The sequence below is a fragment of the Sphingobium sp. TKS genome, assembly GCF_001563265.1.
In the GTDB taxonomy this organism is placed as follows: Bacteria; Pseudomonadota; Alphaproteobacteria; order Sphingomonadales; family Sphingomonadaceae; genus Sphingobium.
In genome coordinates this window covers 878,267-904,662 of the sequence record NZ_CP005084.1, presented here as the reverse complement: position 1 = coordinate 904,662, position 26,396 = coordinate 878,267, and the positions used below count along the sequence as shown (strand labels likewise).

The following is a 26,396-nucleotide window of genomic DNA, read 5'->3' as shown; positions in this document are numbered from 1 at the left end:
GCCGACCGAACATCCGAGCGTGGCGCAGGCCCGAATAGTCAAAGACCATATAGCAGGCTTGATCGCGCGCTCGGATGACATGGATGATCTTGCGGTCGCGATGCGCTATGTGATGGACAATTACTGTCTGACAGGTGCCGAGCGCGACTTCGGATGCTCCACGACGCTCGTCGATCTCGGCACCTGTTCGGGCGAATGGTTCGTCCCGCCGCAGGCGAAGTCCGGCCACCATATCGTCTACATCCATGGTGGTGGCTGGTTCGCCGGGTCGATAGACACGCACCGCCATCTGATCGATCTTATCGCGCGAAAGACCGGGTGCGCGGTGTTTGCGGTCAACTATCGCCTTGCGCCCGAACATCCGTTTCCGGCGGGTCTTCAGGATGCCGGGCGGGCTTACGCCCATGCGTGCTCCAACGGGCCGGCGGGCCCGCTGGAGGCCGCCACCGTCGCCCTGATGGGCGATAGCGCGGGCGGCAATCTCTCCGCCGCGCTCGTGATCGACCTTTTGTCCCGCAACGCCCGGCTGCCCGATGCGCTGGCCCTCCTGTCGGGCGTCGTCGATTTCCGTCCGCCTGACCGGATGCCGCCGGGTTCCGACGATCCGACATGCGAGCCAACGACGCAGACCAGGATCGCTGAGCTGTATCTTCAGGGCGTTACGACAGTGGACGATCCACTGGTTTCGCCTGCCGCAGCCCCTTTGGATGTCCTTGAGAGATTCCCGCCGACCATCATTCAGGCGTCATCCGACGAATATCTGCGGGATCAGGATGTCGCCTTTGCCGCCGCGCTCTGGCGGCTGGCGGTGACGGTTCATCTCAGCATCTGGCCGCACCTGCCGCATGCCTTCCACCTCTTTCCGCAGGAACTGTCGGCAGCGGGTCGCGCAGTGGATGAAATCGCCGCGTTTCTGGGAGATGTCGAGGCGGCTCCGGTCGATAAACTTGCAAGCGTAGGAGCGCAGAATGACTAAATCCTGGCCGGCTATGTCGCTGAAGGAGGCAGAAGCGCAACTCTGCGTTCCGGGTTCGCGCTTCGAAATCCGCACGGCCATCATCAACGGCCGCGAATTGCGGACATGGGCGAGCCTGCCTGCCAACGTCGCTGAACTGGCAAAGCAGGTGCGGGCCAGGCATGGCGAGCGGGAATTCCTGGTCCTCAACGATGAGCGCGTCACTTATGATGGCTGGTTCCGCGCCGTTGCGACGCTGGCGGATCATCTCGTCCGCGAGGGCGTCAAGCCGGGGGATCGCGTCGCCATCGCGATGCGCAACCTTCCCGAATGGCCGGTGGTGCTGTTCGCGGCGACGGTTTGCGGTGCGATCGCCGTGCCGCTCAACGCGTGGTGGACGGGAGAGGAACTGGGCTATGCGCTCGAACAGTCCGGCTCCACCCTCCTCATCTGCGATGACGAACGCTTTGAGCGCGTGACAAGCGGCGGTTCGGCGCTTGCGGATCGCCTGAAAATGATCGTCTCTCGTTCGTCCCGTCCCGGCATCGTCTTGCTTGAATCCATCATCGGCGCGGTCGCGGACTATGCTCTGCTGCCCGAACTGCCGCTGCCGGACGTGAAGATGAACCCCGACGACCCGCTGACGATCTTCTACACCAGCGGGACGACGGGTCGGCCGAAAGGCGCACTGGGCACGCACCGCAACATGCTTTCGGGCCTGGTGGCGATCGATTTCATCGCCCAGCGCGGCGCGTTGCGCCGGGGCGAGCCGGCCAGCGAGCCTACGCCATCGGTCACATTGATGACCATCCCGTTGTTCCACGTGACCGGCTGTGCCGCGCTGTTGATGTCAGCCTTCGCATGCGGCGGCAAGGTCGTGCTCATGCACAAATGGAATGCGGTCGAAGCGATGGCGCTCATCGAGCGTGAGCGGATCACATCGGCGGGCGGCGTTCCGACCATCGCGTGGCAGTTGATCGATTCTCCTGAGAGGAGCCGGTTCGATCTCAGTTCGCTCAATTATGTCCCCTATGGCGGTGCACCGGCAGCGCCGGATCTGCCTTTCCTGATCGAACGGGAACTGTCGGCCGTGCCCTATAATGGCTGGGGCATGACGGAAACGTCCGGCACGATTACCGGGCATAGTGCGGAAGACTATCTGAACCGGCCCGACAGTTGCGGGCCGCCACTTCCAATTGACGACCTGCGCGTCGTCAACGAGGCGGGCGAGGCACTGCCCGTTGGCGAGATCGGGGAATTATGCGTCCGCGGACCGCAGATCGTGATGGGATATTGGCAGAATCCCGAGGCCACCGAAGCGACCTTCGGGGATGGCTGGCTGCATACGGGCGATCTGGCCCGGCTGGACGAGGAAGGCTTTTGCACGATCGTCGGTCGCAGCAAGGACGTCATCATCCGCGGCGGCGAGAATATCTACGCGGTCGAGGTCGAAAACGCCCTGTTCAGCCATCCCGCCGTCACGGATGCGGCGGTGGTCGCTCTGCCGCATGACCGGCTGGGCGAAGAACCCGGCGCGATGTGCCTGATCGCGGAAGGCCATGAAGTCAGCGAGGATGAGCTGAAGCTTTGGCTGCGCGAACGGCTGGCCGCATTCAAAATTCCGGTGGTGATCCGCTTTCACCATGAGCCCTTGCCGCGCAACGCCAATGGCAAGGTCATGAAAAATGAAGTGCGCACGCTGCTTCTCTCCCATGCGATGCAGGACTGAAATCCTGGCGCGACACGATTTTATCTGAGGAATAAACGATGGATTTCGCACTTACCGCCCGCCAGACTTCCTTTCGTGTTCGCGTGCGCGCGTTCATCCAGACCAACGTCAAGCCCCGCCTTGCCGATTACGAAGCCGAAGTCGCGGCCGAACCCCGCTGGAAGGTGATGCAGGTCATCGAGGAGCTGAAGCCGCTGGCCCGCGAGGCGGGCTTGTGGAACCTCTTCATGCCGCCGCATTCGGGTCAGGAACATGTCGACAACAGCTTTGTGTTCGAGGGTGAGCAACTGACCAACCTCGAATATGCGCTGTGCGCCGAAGAGATGGGTCGGGTATTCTGGGGTTCGGAGATATTTAACTGCTCCGCGCCCGATACCGGCAACATGGAAGTGCTCCACCGATACGGCACGCTGGAGCAGAAGGAACAATGGCTGCGCCCGTTGATGAACGGCGAAATCCGTTCCGCCTTCCTGATGACCGAACCCAATGTCGCCAGCTCGGACGCCACCAACATCCAGACGTCGATCCGGCGTGACGGCGATCATTATGTCATCAACGGCCGCAAGTGGTGGTCGACCGGCACCGGCGATCCGCGCTGCAAGATCGCGGTGGTCATGGGCAAGACCGATCCCAATGCCGACAAATATCGTCAGCAAAGCATGATCCTGGTGCCGATGGATGCGCCGGGCCTGCAGATCAGGCGCATGCTCAACGTCTATGGCTATGACCATGCGCCGCACGGGCATGGCGAAGTCGTGCTGGACAATGTGCGGGTTCCGGTGAGCAACATGCTGCTGGGCGAGGGGCGCGGTTTCGAAATCGCGCAGGGACGGCTCGGGCCGGGCCGCATCCATCACTGCATGCGGACCATCGGCGTGGCCGAGAACGCGCTTGAAGCGATGGCGAGCCGCCTGCTCTCGCGGCAGGCGTTCGGCAAACCGATCGCGAGCCAGTCGGTATGGGAGCAACGCATTGCACGCGCGCGCATCGACATCGAAATGACGCGGCTGCTCTGCCTCAAGGCGGCGGACATGATGGACCAGGCCGGCAACAAGAGCGCGCAGGTCGAGATCGCGATGCTGAAGGTTCAGGCTCCGATGATGGCGTGCCAGATCCTCGACGACGCCATTCAGGCGCATGGCGGCGCGGGGGTGTGCGACGATTTCGACCTTGCCTTCGACTGGGCCAACACCCGCACGCTGCGGCTGGCGGACGGTCCCGATGAAGTGCATGCGCGCGCCATCGCGCGGGCGGAGTTCAAAAAATACAAGGATGTGACGGGTGACAGCCTGTCGAGCGGCGATGTCGGGGCTGCGCGCTGATGCCGGGCGCGCTCGCCCTTCTTCGTCCCAGGGCAGGTGGGGATGACCGCGATGTCTGAAACGGCAGCGGTCGACAATAGCGTCGACGTCGGCAAATTGTCGGCGTGGATGGACGTTCATGTCCCGGAGTTCGAAGGGCCGATCAAGCTCGACAAGTTCTCGGGCGGCCAATCGAACCCGACCTTTGCGCTCGACACGGCGACGAAACATTATGTGCTGCGTCGCAAGCCTGCGGGCGCGTTGCTGGCCTCCGCCCATGCCGTCGACCGCGAATATCGGCTGCTGAGCGCGCTGTATCCCGAAGGCTTTCCCGTGCCTCGCCCCATCGCCCTGTGCGAGGACGGCGCGGTGATCGGATCGGCATTTTACGTCATGGAGCGGATCAAGGGGCGGACATTGTGGGACGGTGCGCTGCCCGATGAAACTCCAGCGGCGCGCCGGGCGATCTATGAGCAGATGGTGGAAACGCTGGCGCGGCTGCATCGGTTCGATCCGGCGCAGGTCGGCCTGACGGATTACGGCCGGCCCGGCAATTATTTCGAGCGGCAGGTGGCGCGCTGGAGCCGCCAATATCGCGCCTCGCAAACCGAGGATGTGCCGGAAGTCGAAAAGCTGATGGAATGGCTTGCCCGGACCGTGCCCGAGCAGACGGCGTCGACGATCATTCATGGCGACTATCGGCTGGACAACCTGATTTTCGAACCGTCAGGGCCGAAGGTGCTGGCGGTCATCGACTGGGAATTGAGCACGATCGGTGATCCGTTGGCCGATTTCAGCTATTTCGCGGCGCACTGGTTGATGCCTGCCGATGGTCTTGCGGCTCTTGGCAATGTCGATCTGAAGGCGGCAGGCATTCCCTCGCTCGAAGAGATTACCGACCTTTATTGCGCGATAAGCGGGCGGCCGCGCATCGCGAATCCCCACTGGTATTTCGCATTCAACCTCTTCCGGATCGTCGGGATCGTCCAGGGGATCCGCAAACGCATTATCGACGGCACAGCCTCAAGCCTCGAGGCGGAAACGGCCGCAGCGAAGCTCGTGCCGATGGCGCGGCTTGGCTGGGAACAGGCCCGGCTGGCTGGTGCCCTCGAACCGTAAAGACTGGAGAGTGATATGAAAAATCTGTTCGACCTCAGCGGCAAGGTCGCCATCGTGACAGGGTCGTCGCGCGGTATCGGGCGTGCGATCGCGGAAGCGCTGGCCAATGCGGGTGCACAAGTCGTCATATCCAGCCGCAATCTGGATGCGTGCGAGGAGGCTGCCGCGGCGATCAACGCGGATCTGGGTGAAACACGCGCGGTGGCGATCGCGGCGGACATTGCGGTGAAGGACGATCTGCGGGCGCTGGTCGCGGAGACGGAAAAGCGGCTGGGGCCGGTGGACGTTCTGGTCTGCAATGCGGCGGTCAGTTCGCATTATGGGCCGACGCTCGAAATTCCGGACGATGAATTCCACAAGATCATCAACGGCAACATTCTCTCCAACCAGTGGCTCGTCCAGCTTGTCGCGCCTGGAATGATCGAGCGGCAGGCCGGTTCGATCATCATTGTCGCTTCGCTCGGCGCCTATCTCGGGTCCGGCATGATCGGCACCTACCATGTGTCGAAGGCCGCCGACCTCCAGATGGTTCGCAACCTCGCGGTCGAACTCGGCAAGCACAGCATTCGGGTGAACGCGATTTCGCCCGGCATCACGAAGACGGATTTCGCGAAGCGGCTTTGGGAAGACCCGGCTGGCGTCGAGCAGGTAACCAAGCGCACGCCCCTGTGCCGCATTGGCGTGCCGGGCGAAATGGCGGGTGCGGCTGTCTATCTGGCGGCCGAGGCCAGCGCCTTCATGACGGGTCAGTCGCTGCTCATCGACGGCGGCATGGCGATAGGCCCGGCGAGGCTTTGATGCCGTTCGACGCGGATCGGCGGCAGATGGAATGCGGCACGCCGCAACAGGAAGTCAGGAATGAAATATGAGCAAATTGTTTGACCTGAGCGGCAAGGTCGCAATCGTGACGGGATCGTCGCGCGGCATTGGCCGCGCCATCGCTGAGGCATTGGCCGACGCGGGCGCTCGCGTCGTCATTTCCAGCCGCAAACAGGCTTCCTGCGACGAGGTTGCGGCTGCCATCAACGCGCGTTGCGGCGAAGGGCGCGCAATCGCCATCGAAGCCAGCATTTCGAACAAGGCGGCGCTTGAGGCGCTGGTCAAGAACGCCCAGGAGAGTCTCGGCCCGATCGATATCCTGATCTGCAACGCGGCGTCCAACCCCTATTACGGCCCCACTCTGGGTATCAACGACGACCAGTTCCGCAAAATTCTGGAAAACAACATCCTGTCGAACCACTGGCTGGCGCAGATGGTTGCGCCCTCCATGATCGAGCGCAAATCGGGATCGATCGTCATCGTTTCGTCGATCGGCGCCTATATCGGTTCGGACACCATCGGCACCTATCATCTGTCAAAGGCCGCGGATCTGGCAATGGTCCGCAATCTGGCTGTCGAATTCGGACCCCATAAGGTGCGGGTCAACGCCATCTCGCCGGGCGTGACACGGACCGATTTCGCCAAGGCGTTATGGGAAGATCCCGCGAAGGAGAAGGCGTTCAGCCAGCAAATCCCGCTGCGCCGCATCGGAGAGCCGGGCGAAATGGCGGGAGCCGCCCTTTTCCTTGCATCCGACGCCTCTTCCTATGTGACAGGTCAGGCCATCGTCGTGGACGGCGGCATGACCATCGCCCCGGTGGCGTGAATACAGGATCAAAATCATGGCGCGCTTCACGAATAAAGTTGTGGCGGTTACTGGCGCGGCCTCAGGCATCGGCGCCGCGACAACGCATCTGTTCGCAAATGAAGGCGCGCAGGTGATCGCGTTCGATACAAGCCCGGCATTGGCGGACAGCTTTGCTGGGGATGACGCCATCATCACGATGCAGGGCGACGCCGGACGCGAGGAGGATGTGCTGGCGATGTATTCGCTGGCGACAAGCCGCTTCGGCGGCGTCGACATCGTCTGCGCGAACGCGGGCGTGACGGGCGGCGAAGCCGGATTGTTCGACCAGAGTGTCGAAAGCTGGGAACAGGTGTTGCGCGTCAACCTGATCGGTCCGTTTCTGGCCGTCCGGCTTGGCGCCAGGACCATGTTGGATACCGGCAGGATCGGCTCCATCGTCTGCACCGCTTCGGTCGCGGCGCTGCGCGCGGGGGCGGGCGGTCCGGCTTATTCGGCGTCGAAGGCGGGCGTCATGAACCTCGTGCAGATCGCGGCTCAGCAGCTTGCCGGATCGGGCATTCGCGTCAACGCGGTCTGCCCCGGCCTCATCGAAAGCGGCATGACCAAAGACCTGTATGACAAGGCGCGCGCCAAGGGCCGGGAGGGGTCGATCGGCAAGCTCAACCCGCTCCGGCGCGGCGGACATCCGGCCGAAATCGCTCAGGCTATCGCCTTTCTCGCATCGGACGATGCCAGCTACGTCAATGGGCACGCCCTGGTCGTGGATGCAGGGCTTTCGACTTCTCACCCCTTCGCCCGACCCAGCGCTCTGGGCGAGACCATTTTTTGAGAGAGACATTATGATCGAAACGCATCGCCACGGCACTGTTCTGGAAATCAAGATCGGCAATCCGCCCGTCAATGCGCTGTCCGAGGATGTCCGGCGCGGAATCTATCAGGCGGTGCAGGCCGCCCAGACCGACGATGGCGTTTCCGCCGTGGTGATCCACGGGGCAGGGCGGATGTTCAGCGCGGGCGCCGACATCACCGAGTTCGGCAAGCCGCTCGCCGAGCCGGGACTTGCGGTGGTGATCGACGCGATCGAAGCCAGTGCCAAGCCTGTCGTCGCAGCCATCCATGGCTCCGCGCTGGGCGGCGGGCTGGAGGTCGCGCTGGGCGCGCACTATCGCATGGCGACCGCGAGCGCGAAGCTCGGGCTACCCGAAGTCGCGCTGGGTCTGTTGCCCGGTGCCGGCGGCACCCAGCGCCTTCCCCGCCTCGTCGGTATCGCTGCGGCGCTCGACATGATCGTTTCGGGCAGCCCCATTTCAGGGACCAAGGCGCTGGAAATCGGTCTTCTGGACAAGGTTGTGCCGGAGGCAAGCCTGGTGGAAGACGCCATCGCTTACGCCGCGACGATCGACCGGCCGCGTCCCACCGGCGAGCGTGCCGTCTCCTTCGAGGGGGGCGAGTTCGACCGGTTCGCGGAACAGAATGCGCGCAAGATCAAGGGTCTCGATGCGCCTCAGGTCTGTATCGAGGCCGTCCGGGCGGCGACCAGCTTGTCGCTTGCCGAAGGACAGGAGAAGGAGCGGAGCCTTTTTCATCGGTTGATGGACGGCGCGCAATCGAAGGCGTTGCGCCATGCGTTCTTTGCCGAGCGCGCCGCCGCCAAGATCGACGGCCAGCCCAAGGATGTGCCGTTGCGGTCCATCGCAAAGGTCGGTGTGATCGGCGCAGGTACGATGGGCGGCGGAATTTCCATGAATTTCCTGTCTGCCGGCATGCCGGTCACGATCGTAGAGATGGCCCAGGAAGCGCTCGACCGCGGCACAAGCCTGATGCGCAAAAATTATGAGGCCACCGCAGCCAAGGGGCGCATGACCAGCGCGCAGGTCGAGGGCGCGCTGGCGCTGCTCACGCCCACGCTGGATTTCAACGCCCTTTCGGAATGCGATCTCATCATCGAGGCCGTTTACGAGAATATGGACGTGAAGAAGGAGATTTTCGCGCGGCTCGACGGCATCGCCAAGCCGGGCGCGATCCTCGCCTCCAACACATCCTATCTCTCGGTCGATGAAATCGCGCAGGCGACGAAGCGGCCGCAGGACGTGGTCGGCCTGCATTTCTTCTCACCTGCCAATATCATGAAGCTGGTCGAAGTGGTGCGCGGCGACAAGACCGCGCCGGACGTGCTGGTCACCGGCATGGCGATCGCGCGGCAGATCGGCAAGGTGCCGGTGGTATCGGGCGTGTGCTTCGGCTTCATCGGCAACCGGATGCTGGACCCTCGGCTGGAGGGTGCGATGGAGATGCTGCTGGAAGGCGCGACGCCCGATCAGATCGACCGTGTCTCGGTCGCATTCGGCATGCCGATGGGGCCGTTACAGATGATCGACCTCGCCGGCGTCGACATCGGCTGGCATCGCGACCCCACCCGTATCGAAAGCCTGCGCGACGCGCTCAATGCCGTGGGCCGCTGGGGGCAGAAGGCCGGTGGCGGCTTCTACGACTATGACGAGAAGCGCCGTCATCTTCCCTCCCCGGTCGCGAGCGGAATCATCGACGCGTTCCGGGCGAAGGCCGGCGTGACGCCGCGCGCCATTTCCGACGAGGAAATCATGGTTCGCACCATGCACGTCATGGTCAATGAAGGGGCCAAGATTCTGAGCGAGGGCATCGCCCAGCGGGCATCGGACATCGATGTCGTCTGGATCTACGGTTATGGCTGGCCGCGACATACCGGCGGACCGATGTTCTGGGCGGAGCAGGTCGGCCTCGCCACCGTCGTTGCCGACCTTGAGCGCTATGCGGATCGGCTGGGCGACGACTTCTCGCTGTCACCGCTTCTGGTCGATGCTGCGCGCAGTGGCCGGTCGCTCGACGAAGCGAACGCCGGATGAGCGACATGCTGGTGCGCTTGCAGGCCGATACCGGGGTCACGCACCATTCGGATTGGCTGACGGTTGATCAGGCGATGATCGACCGCTTCGCCGATGCGACGATGGACTGGCAGCATATCCATGTCGATCCGGAGCGGGCGCGCGAGACCCGTTTCGGGGGCACCATTGCGCACGGCTTTCTGGTCCTGTCGTTGCTTTCCTATCTTGAGGAAAAGACCACGGCGGCGCGATTGCCGGACATCAAGGTCGGCGTGAATTACGGCTTTGACCGCGTGCGGTTCGTGTCGCCGGTAAAGGCCGGCAGCCGCATCCGTTCGGCTTCGACGCTCAGGAGCGTGAAAGAGAAGAACCCCGGCCACTTCGAGCAGACGCAGCACATCTGCGTGGAAGTCGAGGGGCAGGAAAAGCCCGCTGTCGTGGCGACGTGGGTAACCCAGTTTTTTGTGTGACCATAAGGGTCTGCCTAGGAGATTTATAATGCAGGACGCCGTTATCGTGTCAGCCGCGCGGACTCCCATCGGGCGCGCCTATCGCGGTGCGTTCAACGCGACACCGTCGCCGACCCTTGCCGCTCATGCGATCCGGGCGGCGGTGTCCCGCGCCGGCATAGATCCGGCCGAAATCGACGATGTGCTGCTGGGCGCATCGTTGCAGCAGGGTTATCAGTCCACCATCGGCCGAACCGCCGCGATGCGTGCCGGACTGCCCGTCACCGTCGCGGGCATGTCGCTCGACCGGCAATGCGCTTCCGGTCTCATGACAATCGCCACGGCTGCCAAGCAGATCATGGTCGACCGGATGAAGGTGATCGTGGCGGGCGGCGTCGAATCCATTTCGCTGGTTCAGACCGAGGCGCTCAGGATTGATGAGGATCCCGAACTGGTGGCGATGGTGCCCGACATGTTCATGCCCATGTTGCAAACCGCCGAAACCGTCGCGCGGCGTTATGGCATCGGGCGTGAGCGGCAGGACAGCTATGCGCTGCGGTCGCAGCAGCGCACGGTGGCCGCGCAGCAGAATGGCGCTTTCGATGACGAGATCGTGCCCGTCGAAGCGACCATGACGGTGCGCGACAAGGTCACCGGCGCGATGTCGTCCCAGATCGTCACGCTGACCAAGGATGAGGGCGCACGGCCCGAAACGACCGCTGAAGGACTGGCCGCGCTCAAGACCGTGGTCGAAGGCGGCACGATAACGGCGGGCAATGCGAGCCAATTGTCCGACGGTGCGGCGGCTGTCGTCATCATGGATGCCGGTCTGGCCGCCGAACGCGGGCTGCGTCCTCTGGGCCGTTATGTCGGCATGGCGGTTGCGGGCACGGAACCTGACGAAATGGGCATCGGCCCGGTGTTCGCCATTCCCAAGCTGCTCCAGCGCTTCGGCCTCACCATGGACGACATCGGCCTTTGGGAACTCAACGAAGCCTTTGCCGTCCAGGTGATCTATTGCCAGGACAGGCTGGGCATCCCGGAAGACCGGCTGAACGTGAACGGCGGGGCGATTTCCATCGGCCATCCCTACGGCATGTCGGGCGCACGTCTGGTTGCCCATGCTTTGATCGAGGGACGTCGGCGCGGGGCGCGCTATGTCGTGGTGACGATGTGCGTCGGGGGCGGCATGGGCGCTGCCGGCCTGTTCGAGATTCTGTGATGAAAGCCTTGCTTTCCATCGAACCAGGCGGCCCGGAATCCCTGAGGCTGTCCGATATTCCCGTCCCGGACCCCGGCCCTGGCCAGTTGCGCGTGCGCGTGCTGGCCTGCGGCATCAACTACCCCGACGTTCTGGTCATCGAGGACAAATATCAGTTCAAGCCGCCACGGCCTTTCGCGCCGGGTGTCGAGGTTTCGGGCATCGTGGATGCGGTGGGCGAGGGCGTGACGGGCTGGCGACAGGGCGACAGTCTGATCGCAACCCTGGCTCAATCGAGCGGCGGCCTCGCCGAATATGCCGTGTTCGATGCGGCTGACGCGTTCAAGATTCCCGAAGGGCAAGATCCCGTCGCGGCTGCCGGGCTTTTGCTCACCTATGCCACCACGATCCATGCGCTCACCGATCGGGGAAATCTGACGGCGGGTGAGACGCTTCTGGTGCTGGGGGCAGCGGGCGGCGTGGGGCTGGCGGCCATCGAAATTGGCAAGGTCATGGGCGCGCGCGTCGTCGCTGCCGTATCCAGCGAGGAAAAGGCGAAGGTGGTCCTTGCCGCCGGGGCCGACGACGTTATGGTCTATGGCCGCGCGCCGTTCGACAAGGAGCAGGCGCGCGCTCTGGGGCTGGCGTTCAAGGAACGGGTGGGACCGGAGGGCGCGCATGTCATCTACGATCCCGTGGGTGGCGACTATGCCGAGCCGGCCCTCCGCTGCATTGCCTGGGAAGGCCGCTATCTGGTCGTCGGTTTTCCGGCCGGGATACCGAAGATACCGCTCAACCTGCCGCTCCTCAAATCCTGCGATATTCGCGGCATCTTCTGGGGCGGCTTCGCCAAGCGCGCGCCAGACCATAACCGGCGCAATATCCTGCAATTGATCGACTGGTGGACGGCGGGCCGCATCGCGCCCAAGATCGATCAGATTTTTCCTCTCGCCCGAGGCGGCGAGGCCATTGCCCGGCTCGCAAGCCGGTCGGCGGTCGGGAAAGTCATCGTCACGATGGACGCATGATGGACGGCGGAACCGCCCTGGGCATGTCCGCGCCCCGAGCGATCGGGGTTCTGCCGGTGATGTCCATCGTCCTGACAGGGCTGGCAAGCGCCGCCATCATCGTTGCGATGCCGGGGCTGCTCGCCGGCATGTCCTCGAATATCGGCCTGACCGACAGCGAGATCGCGCTCATCACCTCTTCGGAGATGGGCGGGACGACGGTAACGACCCTTTTCGTGGCAGCATGGCTGAGCAGGCTCGACCGGCGCAAGGCGGCCCTTGTCGGGCTGGTTCTGATCATATGGGCAAATCTGCTTTCCGCTTATGCCACGACCTTCCTGACGCTCATCGTCGCCCGCTTCATCGCGGGTCTGGCGGCTGGCGCGCTTCAGGGAATATTGTCCGCCAGCATCGCGGTCACTCCGATACCAGATCGTATCTTTGCGATCTATCTCACCGCAAATCTGACCGCGACGACCGTCATGCTGGCCCTACTGAGCCGGCTTAGTGCCATAGGGCATCCGCAATGGCTTTTCATGTCGGTCGTCACTCTGGCGACGCTCGCCATTCTGTTGCTTCGCTGGCTGCCCACAGGCGTCGCGGATCTTCAACCCAAGGCGGAGAAGATTACGAAGCCCGGCCATGGATATGGCCTGTCCGCGCTGCTCGGGACTTTCATTCTGCTGGTCGGCGTCGGTCTTACATGGCCGCTGGTGGGCGTGCTGGGGCTGGATCGCGACATGTCGGGCGAAGCGGTTGCCAGCGCCCTGTCCCTAGCAACCATAGGTGGCATCGCTGCGAGCCTTCTGGTGTCCGCCGTAGGGGACAGGGCGGGGCGGCGGCTGCCCATATCGGCTGGCGCGGCGGGCCTGTGCATCGCCGTGTTGATCTTTGTGTTCGACAGCGGCCGGACGAGTTTCGCGGCGGCGGCCTTTGTCTTCATGTTCTGCTGGGTGCTGATCCTGCCCTATTGCGCCGGGCTGGTCGCCACGCTCGATCCCAGCGGACGCCTCTCGGTCCTGTGGGTCACGATGCAGTTTGCCGGCCTCGCCACTGGGCCGATCATCGCCGCCGGCCTGTTGCTGTCATCCGCCGATCTGCCCTTCTACGGCTCGTTCATATGCTTTGGCATTGCCGCTGCCTTGACCCTCTATGCCGAGCGCGGATCGCGGTCGGCCCCTGAAATTCTGGAGAATCCCGTTTCATGACAACCAAATCCCGTGCATGGACGCTCGTGAGGAGGGCCGAAGGCCTCCCCAGCAGCGATCTGTTCGAATTGCGCGACTTTGACGATGCGCCGCTTGCCGAAGGCGAGCTTCGGGTGCGGAACGACTGGCTCACGGTCGGGCCGGCCATGCGGGTGCGGATGTCGGCAGAGACGCGCGGCTATCTTGCGCCCTATGTTCTGGGCGATCCCATTCCGGGCTGGGCCGTGGGCGAAGTGATCGCGTCACGCTCCGCCGGTTTCAAACCCGGCGACCGGGTTCTTCACCAGTTCGGCATGCGCGATTACGGGCAGGGGCCAGCATCGAGCTTCGAAAAGCTGCCCTCGTCCGGCGCGCTCGAACATTATCTGAACGCTATGGGCTCTACCGGCTTTGTCGCCTATTTCGGCCTGTTCGAAATTGCGAAGGCCAAAGCCGGGGAGACGCTGTTCGTGTCGGCCGCAGCAGGCGCGGTCGGCAGCACTGCGGTGCAGATCGGCAAGGCCATCGGCCTGAAGGTCGTCGGCTCCGCTGGAGGCAGCGCCAAGGGTGAGCGGTTGAAAGAGATCGGCGCCGACGCGGTGATCGATTACAAATCCCCCGGTTCGCTGGAGGAAAAGCTGGCGGCGGCGGCTCCGCAGGGCATCGACATCTACCTCGACAATGTGGGGGGCGAGCATCTCGACGCCGCGCTCTCCAGCGCGAACCCGAATGCGCGGTTTGCGATCAGCGGGATGATCGGCAGCTATAATCAGGAGCGCGCCTCCGAAACGATGCACAACCTCAACCGCATCGTGACGCAGCGTATCCATATCCAGGGCTATCTGCCCTATTCCGACCGCGCCGACCTGCTGGGTGCCTTTCGCGAGCAGATGTCCGCATGGATCGCGGACGGAACCGTTCGTCCATGGCAGGAAATCCGTGACGGGCTGGAGAGTGTTCCGCAAGCCATTCAGGATCTTTTCGCCGGTGGTTTCGCGGGCAAGCCCCTCATTCGCCTCAACATCGAGGACGCGCGCCCTTGACCGGCGCGGTTCATTCGCCCTCCGCAGGCAGCGGAGGCAGCCATCGAAAGGACGACTTCATGATAGCTCCCCTTATCTCGCTTTCCGGGCGCGTTGCTCTTGTGACCGGCGCCGGCCAGGGTCTGGGTCGTGCACACGCCCTCGCGCTGGCCCGGCATGGCGCCATGGTCGCGGTGAATGACCTGTCCCAAAAGGATGCCGAGGCGGTCGCGCAGGAAATCGTCGCCGCGGGCGGACAGGCCATCGCCTGTTCGGCCAACGTCGCCGATCCCGGCAGCGTAACCGGGATGGTCGATGAGATTGTGGCGCGATGGGGACAAGTCGACATCCTCGTCAACAATGCCGGCATCTTGCGCGATCGCACCTTCGCAAAGTCGACCATCGAAGATTTCCGGGCCGTGATCGACGTGAACCTGATGGGGTCGGTCCATTGCACGCACGCCGTCTGGAACCTGATGCGCGAACAGGGATATGGCCGGGTGGTCTTCACCACCTCATCGTCGGGACTATACGGGAATTTCGGCCAGGCGAATTACAGCGCGGCCAAGATGGCGCTGGTCGGCCTGATGCAGACGCTCGCGATCGAGGGGGAGCGCTGCGGCATCCATGTCAATTGCCTGGCGCCCAGCGCGGCGACGGGCATGACCAGCGGCCTCTACGACAGCGGCGACCTTGCGCGTCTGGGCAGCGATATGGTCGCTCCCGCCATCGTCGCCCTATGCGCCGAAGAAGCGCCGACCCGTGCCATCATGCTCGCTGGCGCGGGCCGGTTCGCACGGGCGCATGTGACGATGACCAGAGGCGCCTATCTGATCGAGGAAGAAGATATGGCGGCGGCTATCCTGTCGCAGATGGACAGGATCGGCGACCGTGCGGGCGAGCATGTGCCGGCGTCCGGCCCGGAACAGCACCGCATGGAAGTTGCCGGGCTGCAAGAGATCGTCCGGTAACGCCGCTACCGAATATGAGGGGATATGGCGAAGGCTTTTTGAGACCCTACAGGGTTCTCGATCTGTGCGATCACCGCGGGCTGCTGGCCGGCCATATGCTGGCGCAGATGGGCGCGGACGTCGTGCAGGTGGAACCCGAACGGGGGAATCCTGCCCGGCAGCTTGCGCCGTTCGCACCGGATTGGCCCGACGGGGATCAATCCTTGTTCTGGGCCACTTACGCCGCGGGCAAGCGGTCCATCGTCGTGGATCCCGGTCGGGACGAGGCGCTATGGGAGCGTTTGCTGCAATCGGCCGATCTGCTGATCGAGTCCTTTACGCCCGCGCAAGGGCGGCCGTCCTGGCTCGATCCGCGCGTGTTGGCCGAACGCCATCCGCACCTTATCCATGTTTCGATCACGCCGTTCGGACTGGAAGGCCCCAAACACGACTGGCCGGACAGTGAGATCACCTTGTGGGCAGCGGGCGGCCCTCTCTGGCTGACGCGCGGGCATGACGACCGCCCATTGCGGATCAGCGTGCCGCAAGCCTATCTGCATGCCGGAGCGACGGCCGCCAGCGCGGCCCTGATCGCGCTGGCCGACCGCACGCGCACGGGCCTGGGCCAGCATGTCGATCTGGCGATCGTGCAGACCCTGCCCCAGTGCACGCTCGGAGCCGTTCTTGCCGAAGGAGTAGCGCATGCGGATTTCGTCCCGCGCAGGAAGGCGGGGGACGACCATGTGGTGGACCTGAGCGGGAGCGGGTCCATCACGCGCAAGTCCAAATGGACAGTGTCGGACGGTCTGGCGGAGATGCATCTGGGCATCGGGCTAGCCGCCGGTCCCGCATCCAACAAGCTCATGACATGGATGCGCGATGAGGGCTGGTTCCACCCGACATTCAGCAACTGGGACTGGAGCACGCTTCACGAGAAGATCCTTGCCGGGGACGTCAGCGAGGCCGATCTCGACGCGGTTCGGGCCTGGGTGCAATCCTTTCTCGCCACGCGGCACAAGGACGAACTGGTCGGGGTCGCGATCCGGCGCGGCGTCCGCATAGCGCCGATCTTGACGGTTGCCGATCTGGCCGAAAGCCCCCAGTTCGCAGCGCGTGACTTCATCGACACCATAAATGGTCCCTTCGGACCCTACAGGATGCCGGGGGCTTTCGCCCGCGGCTGCCCTGACGGATTTGTGCAACTCCGTCCTGCTCCCCGGCTGGGCGAACATGACGCCGAAGTCCGGGACGAGTGGTTGGCCGGAAGGCGGTCGCTGCCCGCTCCTGCCGTCGCCCACAACATGAGTGACAGGCCGCTGGAGGGACTGAAAGTGCTCGACCTTGCCTGGGTGGTCGCGGGTCCGTTGATGGGACGCGCCCTGGCAGACTTCGGCGCGGCGGTCGTGCGCGTTGAATCCTCGCGTCGGGTCGAGACCGCGCGCGTCATGGGGCCGTTCCCGCACGGCCAATATGACGTGCAGCAATCCGCGCTGTTCGAGACCTGCAACGCCGGCAAGTTGGGACTGTCGCTCGACCTGTCCCAGGAACCGGCGCGCGACGTCGTTCGCGATCTCGTCCGGTGGGCCGATGTCCTTGTCGAATCCTTCACGCCCGGCCAGATGGCCAAATGGAATCTTTCCTATGAAGAACTGCGTGCCATCAATCCCGAACTGGTGATGGTGAGCACATCCCTGTCCGGGCAGGATGGTCCCAACGCACGCTATTCGGGATATGGGAACCACGGCGCGGCCCTTTCCGGGTTTCAATATATCGTTGGTGGACCGGATGGGCGTCTAGTCGGTCCTTATGGACCCTATACAGACTTTGTGGCGCCGCGCTTTGGTCTGGCGGCGCTGCTCGCCGCGCTGGATTACCGGCGGCGGAAAGGCAAGGGGTGCCATCTCGACATATCCCAGGTCGAGGCGGGCGTGCAGTTTCTGGCGCCGCAGATCGCGGCCTGTTCGGTGACAGGCGAGATACAGGGGGCGGTGGGCAATCGCGACGCGCTGATGGCGCCCCATGGCGTATTCCGGGCGGCTGGCGAGGATCAATGGATCGCCATCGCTGTCGAGAATGACGGGCAGTGGCGCGATCTGGCCCTGCTGATGGGCGGCGCAAGTCTGGAACGGGACGAGCGCTTCGCCACCGCGCAAATGCGCCGGGCGCATGTCGACGAACTGGAGGCAATCGTCGAGGACTGGACGGCGGCGCGGGATGTGCAATGGCTGGAGCAAAGCTTGCGCCGGTGCGGCATTCCTGCTCATCGCGTCCAGTCCATCTACGGCATGGGCGCCGATCCACAAATGCGCGAGCGGGAACATCTGGTTCGGGTCGACCATCCCCTTTCCGGCACGGCGATGATCGAGGCAGCGCCATTCCGCCTGTCGCGCACGCCTGCGCGCTATGAGCTTTGTGCGCCGCCCTATGGCCGGGACAATGATCGCGTGCTGCGTGGGATTCTGGGTTACGGCCAGGACCGTCTCGACGCCTTGGCGACGGCGGACGCCTTGGCCTGATCGACGGTTAAAGCGCCATTCTGCAGCATGAGGGAAGGGCTGTGATCGAACTATATCATTGCGATGGCGCACGATCGTTTCGCGCGCTCTGGATGCTGGAAGAATTGGGTGCGGAATACAGGTTGCACATGCTGCCGTTTCCGCCCCGTTTTCGCGCGCCCGGCTATCTGGAAATCAATCCGCTGGGCACGATTCCTTTTATGATCGTGGATGGAGCAGCAATGAGCGAATCCTCTGCCATCGTGCAATATCTGGCGGACACTTATCCCGGCGCGGGGCTGTCCGTTGCCCCGTCCGATCGCGCCTATCCCGATTATCTCAACTTTCTGCACATGGGGGAAGCGACGCTCACTTTCCCGCAGACGCTGTATTTTCGCTACGCCATGCTGGAACCGCAGGAGCGCCGCAACCCGCAAGTGGCGGAGGATTATCGACGCTGGTTCCTCAAGCGCCTGGACGTGGCGATGGGCATGATGAGCGGGCGGGATTATGCGTGCGGCGATCATTTCACGGCAGCCGACATATCGGTCGGCTATGCCATCAAATTCGCAGAGGCATTGGGTCTGGGCGATGATCTCGCTCCGGCGGCGACCGAATATTTCCGCAGGCTCGAAGCACGCCCGGCCTATCGGCGGGCCATGGCGGTCGAGCGAGACAATGCCATTGAATAACCGGAGGATGGGCCTCGTGCGCCCTCGCGCTCATGCGATTCTGCCCAAATTGCGACCAGGCCGTTGCGCGATAGGGTCATGGCGGTGGGGTGCACGCCCTATTATCACACGTCACGAGGTTTCAGGAAATCCCCATGCAGACACGCATTACTCAATTATTCGGAATTCGGTATCCCATCGTTCAAGGCGGCATGCATTTTGTCGGCAAGGCCGAATTGGCGGCGGCTGTTTCGCAAGCTGGCGGCCTTGGCATATTGACAGCGCTGACGCAGCGGACGCCTGCCGATCTGGCGGCGGAAATCGACCGATGCCGCGCGATGACCGACAAGCCGTTCGGGGTCAATCTGACTTTCTTGCCGGTGGTGAACGCGCCCGACTATCCGGGCTATGTAAAGGTCATCTGCGAGAAGGGCATCCCCGTCGTGGAAACCGCGGGGAATAATCCCGTGGAGCATCTGCCGACGCTGAAGGCGGCGGGCGTCAAGGTCATCCATAAATGCACCTCGATCCGCCATGCGCTGAAGGCGCAGGACATCGGATGCGACGCCGTCAGCGTCGATGGTTTCGAATGCGGTGGCCATCCCGGCGAGGATGACGTTCCGGGCCTGATCTTGCTGCCGCTGGCGGCAAAAGCGCTTTCTGTGCCCTTCATCGCGTCAGGCGGAATGGCGGACGGCAAGTCCCTCGTCGCCGCGCTCGCGCTGGGCGCGGATGGCATGAATTTGGGCACACGCTTCGTGGCGACGCAGGAGGCGCCGGTGCATGATCGCGTCAAGCAGGCGATCGTGCAGGCTGGCGAGCGGGACACGCGCCTTATCATGCGCCCGCTCAGGAACACTGAACGCGTGCTGCGCAACCCGGCCGTGGATCAGATCGTCGACAAGGAACGGGCGCTGGGCGACCGCATCCGGTTCGAGGACATTGCCGAGCAAGTGGCGGGTGTCTACTATCGGATCATGGTCGATGGCGATGTCGATGCCGGAGCCTGGAGTTGCGGCATGGTCGCCGGACTGATCGACGACATCCCGACCGTCAAGCAACTTATCGACCGCATCGTCGCGGAGGCGAAGTCCATCACCAAAGAGCGGCTGGCGGCGGTCTTCTGATCGGCATCATGAGCGCCCCCGGCAGGGGCGCTCAAACAGGCGCGCGGTTCAGCTTGCCGCCGGGATGATGGGCAGCAAGACGCGGGAGGGATGCGCTTCATCATGAAGCACCTGCTGATGCGCAACCTTGGCGTCGGCCAACGTGCCGCCCCACTCATCCCAGATGTTGAGATTTCTCGCCCAGCGCGGGAAGCAACTGCTGGTGACATCAAGCTGCAATCGATGGCCCGCCTTGAACAGGTTGCTCGTCGGCAAAAGCTCGATGCGCAGCAAATAGGGCTTGCCGGATTCCAGCGGCGCTGCCTGACGGGTTAGGTCGTCGGGATTGTCGCGGTAGCGGGCGCGAATGATGCCATCAGTGATGAGGCGTGCCGTGCCATCCGGATGAACATCGACCAGCCGGGCCACGAAATCGGTGTCGACCATATCGGTCGTCACCCACAGTTCGACAATCGGCGTCCCCGTAACTTCGAGATCCTGTTCTAGAATGTCGGATTTATAGACCAATATGTCATCGCGTTTCTCGATCACATTCTGGTCGCTGCCGCCTGGGACGCAGCTTACGCCGAACACGGCGCCACCGCGCGTGGGCACAGGATTAGCGGGATCGTAGACGAAGGCGTCGGGCGGGCCGCCGCCGTCCTGCCGCAGCGACAGGACGCCGTCCCCCTGACCGCTATTGGCCTTGCCGCCGCTCGATAAATAACAGGGCGTTACAATGGTCCGCGCGATCGGCCATTCCTGTTCGTCACGCCACCTGTTCGCGCCCATGACCCAGATCTTGATGGGCGCTTCTGCGTTATCCGCGTCGTCCAGCTCGGAAAAATAGCGGGCGGCAAGGCCCATATGGCCAAAGGGGTTGAGCGCCTGGATAGCGGCGGAACCGGGCGAAATCTGTTCGCCCGTCATCTTGCTCTGCGGATGATGCGCCCAGGGGCCGACGATCAACCGGCTTTTCTGTCGCGCGGCTTCGCTGCCGCCTCTCGCACGCATGCCGACGAACTGGTCGATCGAGCCTCGGATGAATATGTCATACCAGCCCGCGACGATCAGCGCGGGCACGGTGATGTTCTCATACTCGTTCGCCCGCGTGCTGGCCTTCATGGAAGGATCATCGGCGCGTTTCTCCAGCAGATCAAAAAGCTGAGCGCCCTGCACACTGCTCGCTGCCGGTTCGAAGCGACCGAGGGGGAGATGGTCGTAACCGCCGTCGCGCGCCAGTGTTTCGAGGGCGCCCCCTGCGCGTCCGACCGCCGCGCCCTTGGCTTCGGGGGAATCCCAGTCGCGGCGCATGAGCGCTTCCACGCCGATCATGGTCCACCAATAGCCATTGAGTTCAAGTTCGAAGACGCCGCCGCAATAGATGAACGAGCGGTTGAACCAGCCCACCGGAACGATGGGATTGATTCCCAGAAGTGAGGGCGGTTGCTCGGCCGCTGCCGCCCATTGCACGAACCCCAGATAGGAAGGGCCGCTCATATAGACCTTGCCGTTGGAATAGGGGAGGGCGGCGGCCCATTCGACCGCCTCCGCGCCGTCCTGTCCTTCGTCTACCCATGGCTGGAAATCGGCCTTGCCGTCCGACGTTCCGCGTCCCCGCACATCCTGGATGATGGTGACATATCCATGCCGGGCACCGTGCGTCAGGTCGGTCGTGAACCCTGGCGCTACCGCTTTGCCATAGGGCGTGCGTGCGAGAATGACCGGCCATCGCCCTTCTCCCGCCGGCCGCGCCACATCGGCCCGGAGCACCGTCCCGTCGCTGAGGGTGCATGGAACGTCATAGTGGATGACCACGTCCTTCGGAGCGGTAGTCTGGTCAAAGGACGACATAGTCACGCAAACTCCAGAAACTGCTTGGTCACACCAGCGCCTCCAAAAAGAGGCATTCTGGCCGGCAAAGCATGCTTCGCCGGCCAGAATTTCCTGTTCATTATTTCAATCGGATCTGCAGATCCGATTAGAAATGATAGCCCACAGACATGCCCACCTGACGTCCCGGCTGATATTGACCGAGCGCGAGCGAGCCGATGATGGAGGACACGACGATGACGTTGCCCTTCACCTGTTCGTCCGTCACGTTCTTGACGAACAGGCTGCCCGTCAAGCGCCCGTTCTCGCTCTCATAGTTGAGGAACAGGTTGAGCTTGCCCACCGACTTCTGGGAGGAGATCGGCAGGTTGAACTCGGTGAAATAGACGCGGGACTTCCAGTCGTAGCGGGCGCCGAAGGTGACTTTGCCCGATGAGGTCGCGAAGTCGTAATAGCCGCCCAAGCTGCTCGTATATTTGGGCGACTGCGGCAACGCGTTGCCCGACAGGTCGAGCGAGCAGGGAACCGTGCCAACGCCCGTGCCCGGATCGCACGTGTTGGGCCGGGACGAGTCCGCCGTCTGGAACTGGTCGAACGTCGCATTCAGATAGGCGCCGGACCAGTCGATGCGGAACGCATCAGTCAGACGCAAGGAGGTTTCCAGCTCGACACCATAGACCGTCGCCTTGGCCGCGTTGGTCACGGAGGAGGAGACGCCGACGATCTGGTTCACCTGCAAGTCGTCATACTTCATGTAGAAGGCGGCAAGATTGGCTTGCAGTGCCCGGTTGAAGAAGTTGCCCTTCAGCCCCGCTTCATAGTTGGCATTGGTTTCCGGCCGGAAAGACGGAGCCAGGGTGCCCGCCGAATAGCCGCCGCCCTTGAAGCCGGTCGAATATTTGAGATAGCCGTCGAGCGTCTGGCTGAACGCGTATGAAGCGCCAATTTCGTAAGTCAGCCGGTCCCATTTCGAGGATGACGACTGGAGTGCGCCGCCATTGATAAAATTATTATACTGAACGATCGATTTCTTGTCGCGAGTGTAGCGCAGCCCGGCGAACAGCTTGAAATCGGGCGTGAAGGCATATTGGGCGCGCCCGAACGCTGCGTAAGAGGTCGTGATGAGCGGAACGGCTCCGCCGAACACTGTGATGTCGTTGAGCACGACGCCGCCCCCTAACGGGGCTTCGGCGATGGGAACCTCGATCGCCTGTTCCAGATGCTCCCGGAAATAATTGACGCCGAGCAGATAGGTGAATGGCTTCGCATTGTCCGAGGTGTAGATCAGTTCGTTGTAGGTCTGGCGCGCCGTGTTCTTAAAGGACGCATATGTATCCTCCGCCGCGGTGCCGTCGCCGTCCGATACATTCAGCAGCTTGGAGTCTGCATAGGAGAGGAGAGCCTTCAGGTTTCCGCCACCCAGCGCCCAGTTCAAGGTCAGGTTGGCATTGAAAGCGTGAACCTTGCGATAGTTGATGTTCGCGAACACTTCCCGCTTGCCGACATCACCACGCGACTGCCCGACGAGGATCGACGGGAGTGGAATGGTCGGATCGGGCGTTCCTTCCAGGAAGCTCGCCGGCCCGTTGGAATCGTCATTGGCATATTCGACCAGAACCCGCGCATTGAACGTGTCGGAAGGTACCCACTTGATTTGACCGCGGATGGACTGGTTCTTCGCGTCGTCCAGCCGGTTGGGGCCATTGGGAAGCAGATTGCGCGTGAACCCGCTATTATATGTCTGCTGCGCGGCTACGCGACCGCTGAGCGTCCCCGACTCGTTGAGCGCGCCGTTGACGAAGCCGGATAGCTGGAACAGGACGGGGCTGACGCCCGCCGTCAGGTCAAAGCCGTAATGCGTCTCTGCCGTCGGTTCGTTCGGAACCACGTTGATGACACCTCCGGTGGCATTGCGCCCGAACAGGGTGCCCTGCGGTCCGCGAAGAATCTCCACCCGGGCGAGATCGAGGAAGGTGGCAAGGGTCAGCGAAGGCTGACCGATATAGACACCATCGGAATGGATCGCGACGCCCGAATCCTGGCCCGCGTTGATCTGCTGATTGCCGATGCCGCGAATCGTGATGTTCGACGAATTATAGCTGTTGCCGATCTGGATGTTCGGGCTTGGCCCGACCAGATCATTGAGGCTCTTCGTCTGGGCGGCCTCAAGCTTTTGTCCGGCATAGGCAGACACAGCGATGGGGGTCTTCCGAACCGTGTCGCTTCGGCGCGATGCAGTGACAATGATGTCGCCGAGGCTTTGCGACGATGCGTCTTGCGCGGGTCGCGCCGCACTGGCCGCCGGTTGGACCGGCGACACGTCCGCTTGAGCCAGCGCGGCGTGCGACGCACATGTTCCGCAGATGGCAACAATCAATCGATGACGCAATTTCCCCTCCTCATTCATTGGTGTCTCCATCTTTTAATGCGTCTCCGCATTCCTCTGGAATGATGGTTATTCGCAAAGCGGGGGTGATAATTTCTCGCACGAGCGTGAATGGAAAATCAGTCATCGACGAGGCTAGCAGGGAGTGCCTGGCGTTCGCCGTGGCGCGCAGTTCAAATATGAGGAACTGCTCGGCGGTGAAATCTTTTACAGCCTCGCGAGGCCGGGGTGCTGATCGAAGCTTGGCGGCGCCATTACAACACCGGCCGCCCTATATAGTGTCGCGTTCGAACATCTATTATCATGGGCCCGGCGAGCGATCATTTCGATGGCGTCCGTTTCTTCAACCCGGGGGAACCCGACACCGACAGGAGCCTGCTCGACCTGCTCCTCTGGCGATGGAGATCACCGAAATCGTCGTGTCCGGCGGCAGTCCCGATGCGGTGCTTTTGTCTCACAACCATTATGACCATCTCGATATACGGACGCTCCGCGCTGGTTCATGGCGGCCCAGCATGTGAACCTTGAAGAAGCCATCCAGATTCTGTGTGATCTCGAAGCGAAGGCCGCGATCGGCATGCACTGGGGCATCAGCGCTGATTTTGCCGACGACCTGCACATGGGCCGGGCGGAAAGTCTGATCGAGGAGATGGAGAGCGAGATGAAGCGGGCGATTCCCGAACTCACCTCCATCTACATCCGTCCGGAAAAGCGGGAGGATGCCCTGGTCCTGCCGCGCCCCGCGCCTGACCCGCGATAGCGCCCGAGCGGCGCGCTGGCTGGCCTGCATGTCCAGATTGCGCCAACTGGCCCCTTGACCTTGCCATGATGAACATCATCTAACGCCGGTCGATCGTTCCGGAACAGAGGCCTTCATGCTGTCAGCGACCCTCGCCCGCCATATGGGCGCGAGACATATTCATTATGGCTGGGCAGTGCTGGCCGCCACCTTTCTCACGATGCTGGTCGTCGCGGGGGCCGTGGGCGCGCCCGGCGTGTTCATCATTCCCTTGCAAAAGGAATATGGCTGGAGCGCGGCGGATATTTCAGGCGCGCTGGCCATCCGTTTCCTCCTCTTCGGCAGTATGGGGCCGTTCGCCGCCGCCTTCATGAACCGTTTCGGCGTGCGGCGGATGATGCTGATTTCACTGTCCATCATCATCGTCGGCCTGTTGCTGTCGATGGGCATGACAGAGCTGTGGCAGCTCGTGCTGCTCTGGGGCGTCGTCATCGGTATCGGCACCGGCCTGACCGCGATCGTGCTGGGCGCCACCGTCGCCACGCGCTGGTTCACGCACAGGCGGGGTCTGGTCATGGGGCTGTTGTCCGCCAGCACGGCCACCGGCCAATTGGCCTTCCTGCCGCTGCTTGCCGGGCTGACGGAGCATTTCGGCTGGCGCGCTTCGGTCTTGCTGGTGTGCGGCGCGATCCTGCTGGCGGCGATGGTCGTGCTGCTGTTGATGCGCGATCGTCCGTCCGACCTCGGCCTGCCGCCCTATGGCGAGAGGGAGGTGCATCCGGCCCCGCCGCAGCCCGCCAGCTTTGGCGCCCTGCTGATGAGCCCGCTCCACATATTGGCCGATGCTGCGCGCGTGCCGAGCTTCTGGATATTGTTCTTCTCCTTCTACATTTGCGGCGCCAGCACCAACGGTCTGGTCCAGACGCATTTCATTGCGCTTTGCGGCGATTATGGGCTGGCGGCGGTAGGCGCGGCGTCGATGCTGGCGATGATGGGCCTGTTCGATTTCGCGGGCACGCTGGCGTCAGGCTGGCTGTCGGACCGGTTCGACAATCGCTGGCTGCTATTCTGGTATTATGGCCTGCGCGGCCTGTCGCTGCTCTATCTGCCGTTCAGCGATTTCTCGCTCTACAGCCTGTCGGTCTTCGCGATGTTCTATGGCCTGGACTGGGTCGCCACGGTGCCGCCAACGGTCAAGCTGACGGCGCAGCGCTTCGGGGCGGAGCGGACCAATGTCGTGTTCGGCTGGATCTTCGCCGGGCATCAGCTTGGCGCGGCGAGTGCGGCGCTGGCGGGCGGCCTTTCCCGCACGGTCTGGCACAGCTATATGCCCGCCTTCGTGGCGGCAGGCATATTGTGTCTGATCGGCGCGGGACTGGTGCTGTTGATCAATCGCGGGCGGAGCAAGGCCTTCGCCCTCGCCTGAGCGGCTGCCGACACAGTCGTGTTTCTGTCGGCCCCTACCTATATTACTGGCGTCGTTCTTCCGGTCAGCGGCGGCAATCGCCTGACGACCATGCCCATGGCTCACGAGATGAACGCTGTCATCGTCGATTATTTCACGAAGCCCAACTGACGATTGAGGGGGGCGTGGGGTCGGACGCTAGCGGCAGCGTCCATGGCCTTGAAAGCGCGCAATCCGTACTTCCGTCAGACACCAAGTGCGAAATCGAATGTTACGATATCGGCCACGTCTATACCGCCGCTCATTTCCTCGATCGCGGGATTTTGAAGGGGCCGCTGCTCATTCAGTCCGTG

20 protein-coding genes and 4 pseudogenes are annotated in these 26,396 nt (G+C 63.0%); 22 read left to right on the top strand and 2 right to left on the bottom strand.

Going from position 1 to position 26,396, the window contains the following annotated elements; genetic code table 11:
• The first annotated feature begins 79 nt into the window (after positions 1-79).
• The 18 genes and pseudogenes from K426_RS24930 (at position 80) to K426_RS24850 (ending at position 19,701) form a co-directional block, all read left to right on the top strand.
• Complete coding sequence (locus tag K426_RS24930; RefSeq protein WP_158511783.1) at positions 80-976, top strand: alpha/beta hydrolase; 897 nt, start codon at positions 80-82, stop codon at positions 974-976.
• Positions 969-2,684 (top strand): class I adenylate-forming enzyme family protein, encoded by a 1,716-nt coding sequence (locus tag K426_RS24925; RefSeq protein WP_066563507.1) that lies wholly within the window; start codon positions 969-971, stop codon positions 2,682-2,684. The genes K426_RS24930 and K426_RS24925 overlap by 8 nt, the downstream gene beginning before the upstream one ends.
• A gap of 38 nt (positions 2,685-2,722) precedes the next feature.
• Positions 2,723-4,006, top strand: coding sequence for an acyl-CoA dehydrogenase family protein (locus K426_RS24920; protein ID WP_066563505.1), 1,284 nt, complete (start codon positions 2,723-2,725; stop codon positions 4,004-4,006).
• Positions 4,007-4,057: 51 nt separating this feature from the next.
• Positions 4,058-5,104, top strand: a complete 1,047-nt coding sequence (locus K426_RS24915; protein WP_145907716.1) for a phosphotransferase family protein — start codon at positions 4,058-4,060, stop codon at positions 5,102-5,104.
• Between the two features lie 15 nt (positions 5,105-5,119).
• Positions 5,120-5,902 carry an SDR family NAD(P)-dependent oxidoreductase gene (locus K426_RS24910; RefSeq protein ID WP_066563494.1) on the top strand — a complete coding sequence of 261 codons (783 nt, stop codon included), beginning with the start codon at positions 5,120-5,122 and terminating at the stop codon, positions 5,900-5,902.
• A 67-nt stretch (positions 5,903-5,969) separates the two neighbouring features.
• Positions 5,970-6,749 carry an SDR family NAD(P)-dependent oxidoreductase gene (locus K426_RS24905; protein WP_066563491.1) on the top strand — a complete coding sequence of 260 codons (780 nt, stop codon included), beginning with the start codon at positions 5,970-5,972 and terminating at the stop codon, positions 6,747-6,749.
• A gap of 13 nt (positions 6,750-6,762) precedes the next feature.
• On the top strand, positions 6,763-7,560 hold the full coding sequence (locus tag K426_RS24900; RefSeq protein ID WP_145907713.1) for an SDR family oxidoreductase: 798 nt from the start codon (positions 6,763-6,765) through the stop codon (positions 7,558-7,560).
• 10 nt (positions 7,561-7,570) lie between these two features.
• Entirely contained in the window at positions 7,571-9,613 is a 2,043-nt protein-coding gene (locus K426_RS24895) for a 3-hydroxyacyl-CoA dehydrogenase NAD-binding domain-containing protein (RefSeq protein WP_066563485.1), read from the top strand.
• Positions 9,610-10,062, top strand: coding sequence for a MaoC family dehydratase (locus tag K426_RS24890; protein ID WP_066563484.1), 453 nt, complete (start codon positions 9,610-9,612; stop codon positions 10,060-10,062). Before K426_RS24895 ends, K426_RS24890 begins: the two co-directional genes overlap by 4 nt.
• A gap of 28 nt (positions 10,063-10,090) precedes the next feature.
• Positions 10,091-11,263, top strand: a complete 1,173-nt coding sequence (locus K426_RS24885) for an acetyl-CoA C-acyltransferase (protein WP_066563482.1) — start codon at positions 10,091-10,093, stop codon at positions 11,261-11,263.
• Complete coding sequence (locus K426_RS24880) at positions 11,263-12,270, top strand: NADPH:quinone oxidoreductase family protein (protein WP_066563480.1); 1,008 nt, start codon at positions 11,263-11,265, stop codon at positions 12,268-12,270. The genes K426_RS24885 and K426_RS24880 overlap by 1 nt, the downstream gene beginning before the upstream one ends.
• Positions 12,267-13,457: an MFS transporter gene (locus tag K426_RS24875; RefSeq protein ID WP_082749170.1), complete on the top strand. Its 1,191-nt coding sequence runs from the start codon at positions 12,267-12,269 to the stop codon at positions 13,455-13,457. The genes K426_RS24880 and K426_RS24875 overlap by 4 nt, the downstream gene beginning before the upstream one ends.
• A complete protein-coding gene (locus K426_RS24870) occupies positions 13,454-14,479 on the top strand; it encodes an NADP-dependent oxidoreductase (RefSeq protein ID WP_066563475.1) in 1,026 nt (341 codons plus the stop codon). The genes K426_RS24875 and K426_RS24870 overlap by 4 nt, the downstream gene beginning before the upstream one ends.
• A 59-nt stretch (positions 14,480-14,538) precedes the next feature.
• A complete protein-coding gene (locus K426_RS24865; RefSeq protein ID WP_066563990.1) occupies positions 14,539-15,429 on the top strand; it encodes an SDR family NAD(P)-dependent oxidoreductase in 891 nt (296 codons plus the stop codon).
• Positions 15,430-15,467: 38 nt separating this feature from the next.
• Positions 15,468-17,924 carry a CaiB/BaiF CoA-transferase family protein gene (locus K426_RS30595; protein ID WP_158511782.1) on the top strand — a complete coding sequence of 819 codons (2,457 nt, stop codon included), beginning with the start codon at positions 15,468-15,470 and terminating at the stop codon, positions 17,922-17,924.
• A gap of 92 nt (positions 17,925-18,016) precedes the next feature.
• Positions 18,017-18,136 (top strand): annotated as a pseudogene (locus tag K426_RS33180) (glutathione S-transferase family protein); the annotation flags it as partial.
• 9 nt (positions 18,137-18,145) lie between these two features.
• Positions 18,146-18,595: a glutathione S-transferase family protein gene (locus K426_RS24855; protein WP_237230183.1), complete on the top strand. Its 450-nt coding sequence runs from the start codon at positions 18,146-18,148 to the stop codon at positions 18,593-18,595.
• Positions 18,596-18,729: 134 nt separating this feature from the next.
• Positions 18,730-19,701 carry an NAD(P)H-dependent flavin oxidoreductase gene (locus tag K426_RS24850; protein ID WP_066563473.1) on the top strand — a complete coding sequence of 324 codons (972 nt, stop codon included), beginning with the start codon at positions 18,730-18,732 and terminating at the stop codon, positions 19,699-19,701.
• A 48-nt stretch (positions 19,702-19,749) separates the two neighbouring features.
• Here K426_RS24850 and K426_RS24845 read toward each other — a convergent pair whose 3' ends face one another.
• Together K426_RS24845 and K426_RS24840 are read right to left on the bottom strand one after the other, a co-directional pair.
• On the bottom strand, positions 19,750-21,534 hold the full coding sequence (locus K426_RS24845) for a CocE/NonD family hydrolase (RefSeq protein ID WP_066563470.1): 1,785 nt from the start codon (positions 21,532-21,534) through the stop codon (positions 19,750-19,752).
• A 127-nt stretch (positions 21,535-21,661) separates the two neighbouring features.
• Complete coding sequence (locus K426_RS24840; RefSeq protein ID WP_158511781.1) at positions 21,662-23,902, bottom strand: TonB-dependent receptor; 2,241 nt, start codon at positions 23,900-23,902, stop codon at positions 21,662-21,664.
• Positions 23,903-24,080: 178 nt separating this feature from the next.
• On the opposite strand from K426_RS24840, the pseudogene K426_RS33175 reads away from it, so the two are divergent.
• From K426_RS33175 to K426_RS33170, 4 genes and pseudogenes are all read left to right on the top strand, one after another.
• Positions 24,081-24,172 (top strand): annotated as a pseudogene (locus K426_RS33175) (integrase core domain-containing protein); the annotation flags it as partial.
• Positions 24,173-24,488: 316 nt separating this feature from the next.
• A pseudogene (locus K426_RS24835) lies at positions 24,489-24,659 on the top strand (cation diffusion facilitator family transporter); the annotation flags it as partial.
• A gap of 115 nt (positions 24,660-24,774) precedes the next feature.
• On the top strand, positions 24,775-26,064 hold the full coding sequence (locus K426_RS24830) for an MFS transporter (RefSeq protein WP_066563462.1): 1,290 nt from the start codon (positions 24,775-24,777) through the stop codon (positions 26,062-26,064).
• Positions 25,995-26,348, top strand: a pseudogene (locus tag K426_RS33170) (hypothetical protein); the annotation flags it as partial. The gene K426_RS24830 and the pseudogene K426_RS33170, both read left to right, overlap by 70 nt.
• Positions 26,349-26,396 lie beyond the last annotated feature (48 nt).

Excerpts from the sequence above, each read along its gene's own strand:
- K426_RS24930 (WP_158511783.1), top strand. The coding sequence starts at position 80 with ATGGATGATCTTGCGGTCGCGATGCGCTATGTGATGGACAATTACTGT.
- K426_RS24925 (WP_066563507.1), top strand. The coding sequence starts at position 969 with ATGACTAAATCCTGGCCGGCTATGTCGCTGAAGGAGGCAGAAGCGCAA.
- K426_RS24920 (WP_066563505.1), top strand. The coding sequence starts at position 2,723 with ATGGATTTCGCACTTACCGCCCGCCAGACTTCCTTTCGTGTTCGCGTG.
- K426_RS24915 (WP_145907716.1), top strand. The coding sequence starts at position 4,058 with ATGTCTGAAACGGCAGCGGTCGACAATAGCGTCGACGTCGGCAAATTG.
- K426_RS24910 (WP_066563494.1), top strand. The coding sequence starts at position 5,120 with ATGAAAAATCTGTTCGACCTCAGCGGCAAGGTCGCCATCGTGACAGGG.
- K426_RS24905 (WP_066563491.1), top strand. The coding sequence starts at position 5,970 with ATGAGCAAATTGTTTGACCTGAGCGGCAAGGTCGCAATCGTGACGGGA.
- K426_RS24895 (WP_066563485.1), top strand. The coding sequence starts at position 7,571 with ATGATCGAAACGCATCGCCACGGCACTGTTCTGGAAATCAAGATCGGC.
- K426_RS24890 (WP_066563484.1), top strand. The coding sequence starts at position 9,610 with ATGAGCGACATGCTGGTGCGCTTGCAGGCCGATACCGGGGTCACGCAC.
- K426_RS24885 (WP_066563482.1), top strand. The coding sequence starts at position 10,091 with ATGCAGGACGCCGTTATCGTGTCAGCCGCGCGGACTCCCATCGGGCGC.
- K426_RS24880 (WP_066563480.1), top strand. The coding sequence starts at position 11,263 with ATGAAAGCCTTGCTTTCCATCGAACCAGGCGGCCCGGAATCCCTGAGG.
- K426_RS24875 (WP_082749170.1), top strand. The coding sequence starts at position 12,267 with ATGATGGACGGCGGAACCGCCCTGGGCATGTCCGCGCCCCGAGCGATC.
- K426_RS24870 (WP_066563475.1), top strand. The coding sequence starts at position 13,454 with ATGACAACCAAATCCCGTGCATGGACGCTCGTGAGGAGGGCCGAAGGC.
- K426_RS24865 (WP_066563990.1), top strand. The coding sequence starts at position 14,539 with ATGATAGCTCCCCTTATCTCGCTTTCCGGGCGCGTTGCTCTTGTGACC.
- K426_RS24855 (WP_237230183.1), top strand. The coding sequence starts at position 18,146 with ATGAGCGAATCCTCTGCCATCGTGCAATATCTGGCGGACACTTATCCC.
- K426_RS24850 (WP_066563473.1), top strand. The coding sequence starts at position 18,730 with ATGCAGACACGCATTACTCAATTATTCGGAATTCGGTATCCCATCGTT.
- K426_RS24845 (WP_066563470.1), bottom strand. The coding sequence starts at position 21,534 with ATGTCGTCCTTTGACCAGACTACCGCTCCGAAGGACGTGGTCATCCAC.
- K426_RS24830 (WP_066563462.1), top strand. The coding sequence starts at position 24,775 with ATGCTGTCAGCGACCCTCGCCCGCCATATGGGCGCGAGACATATTCAT.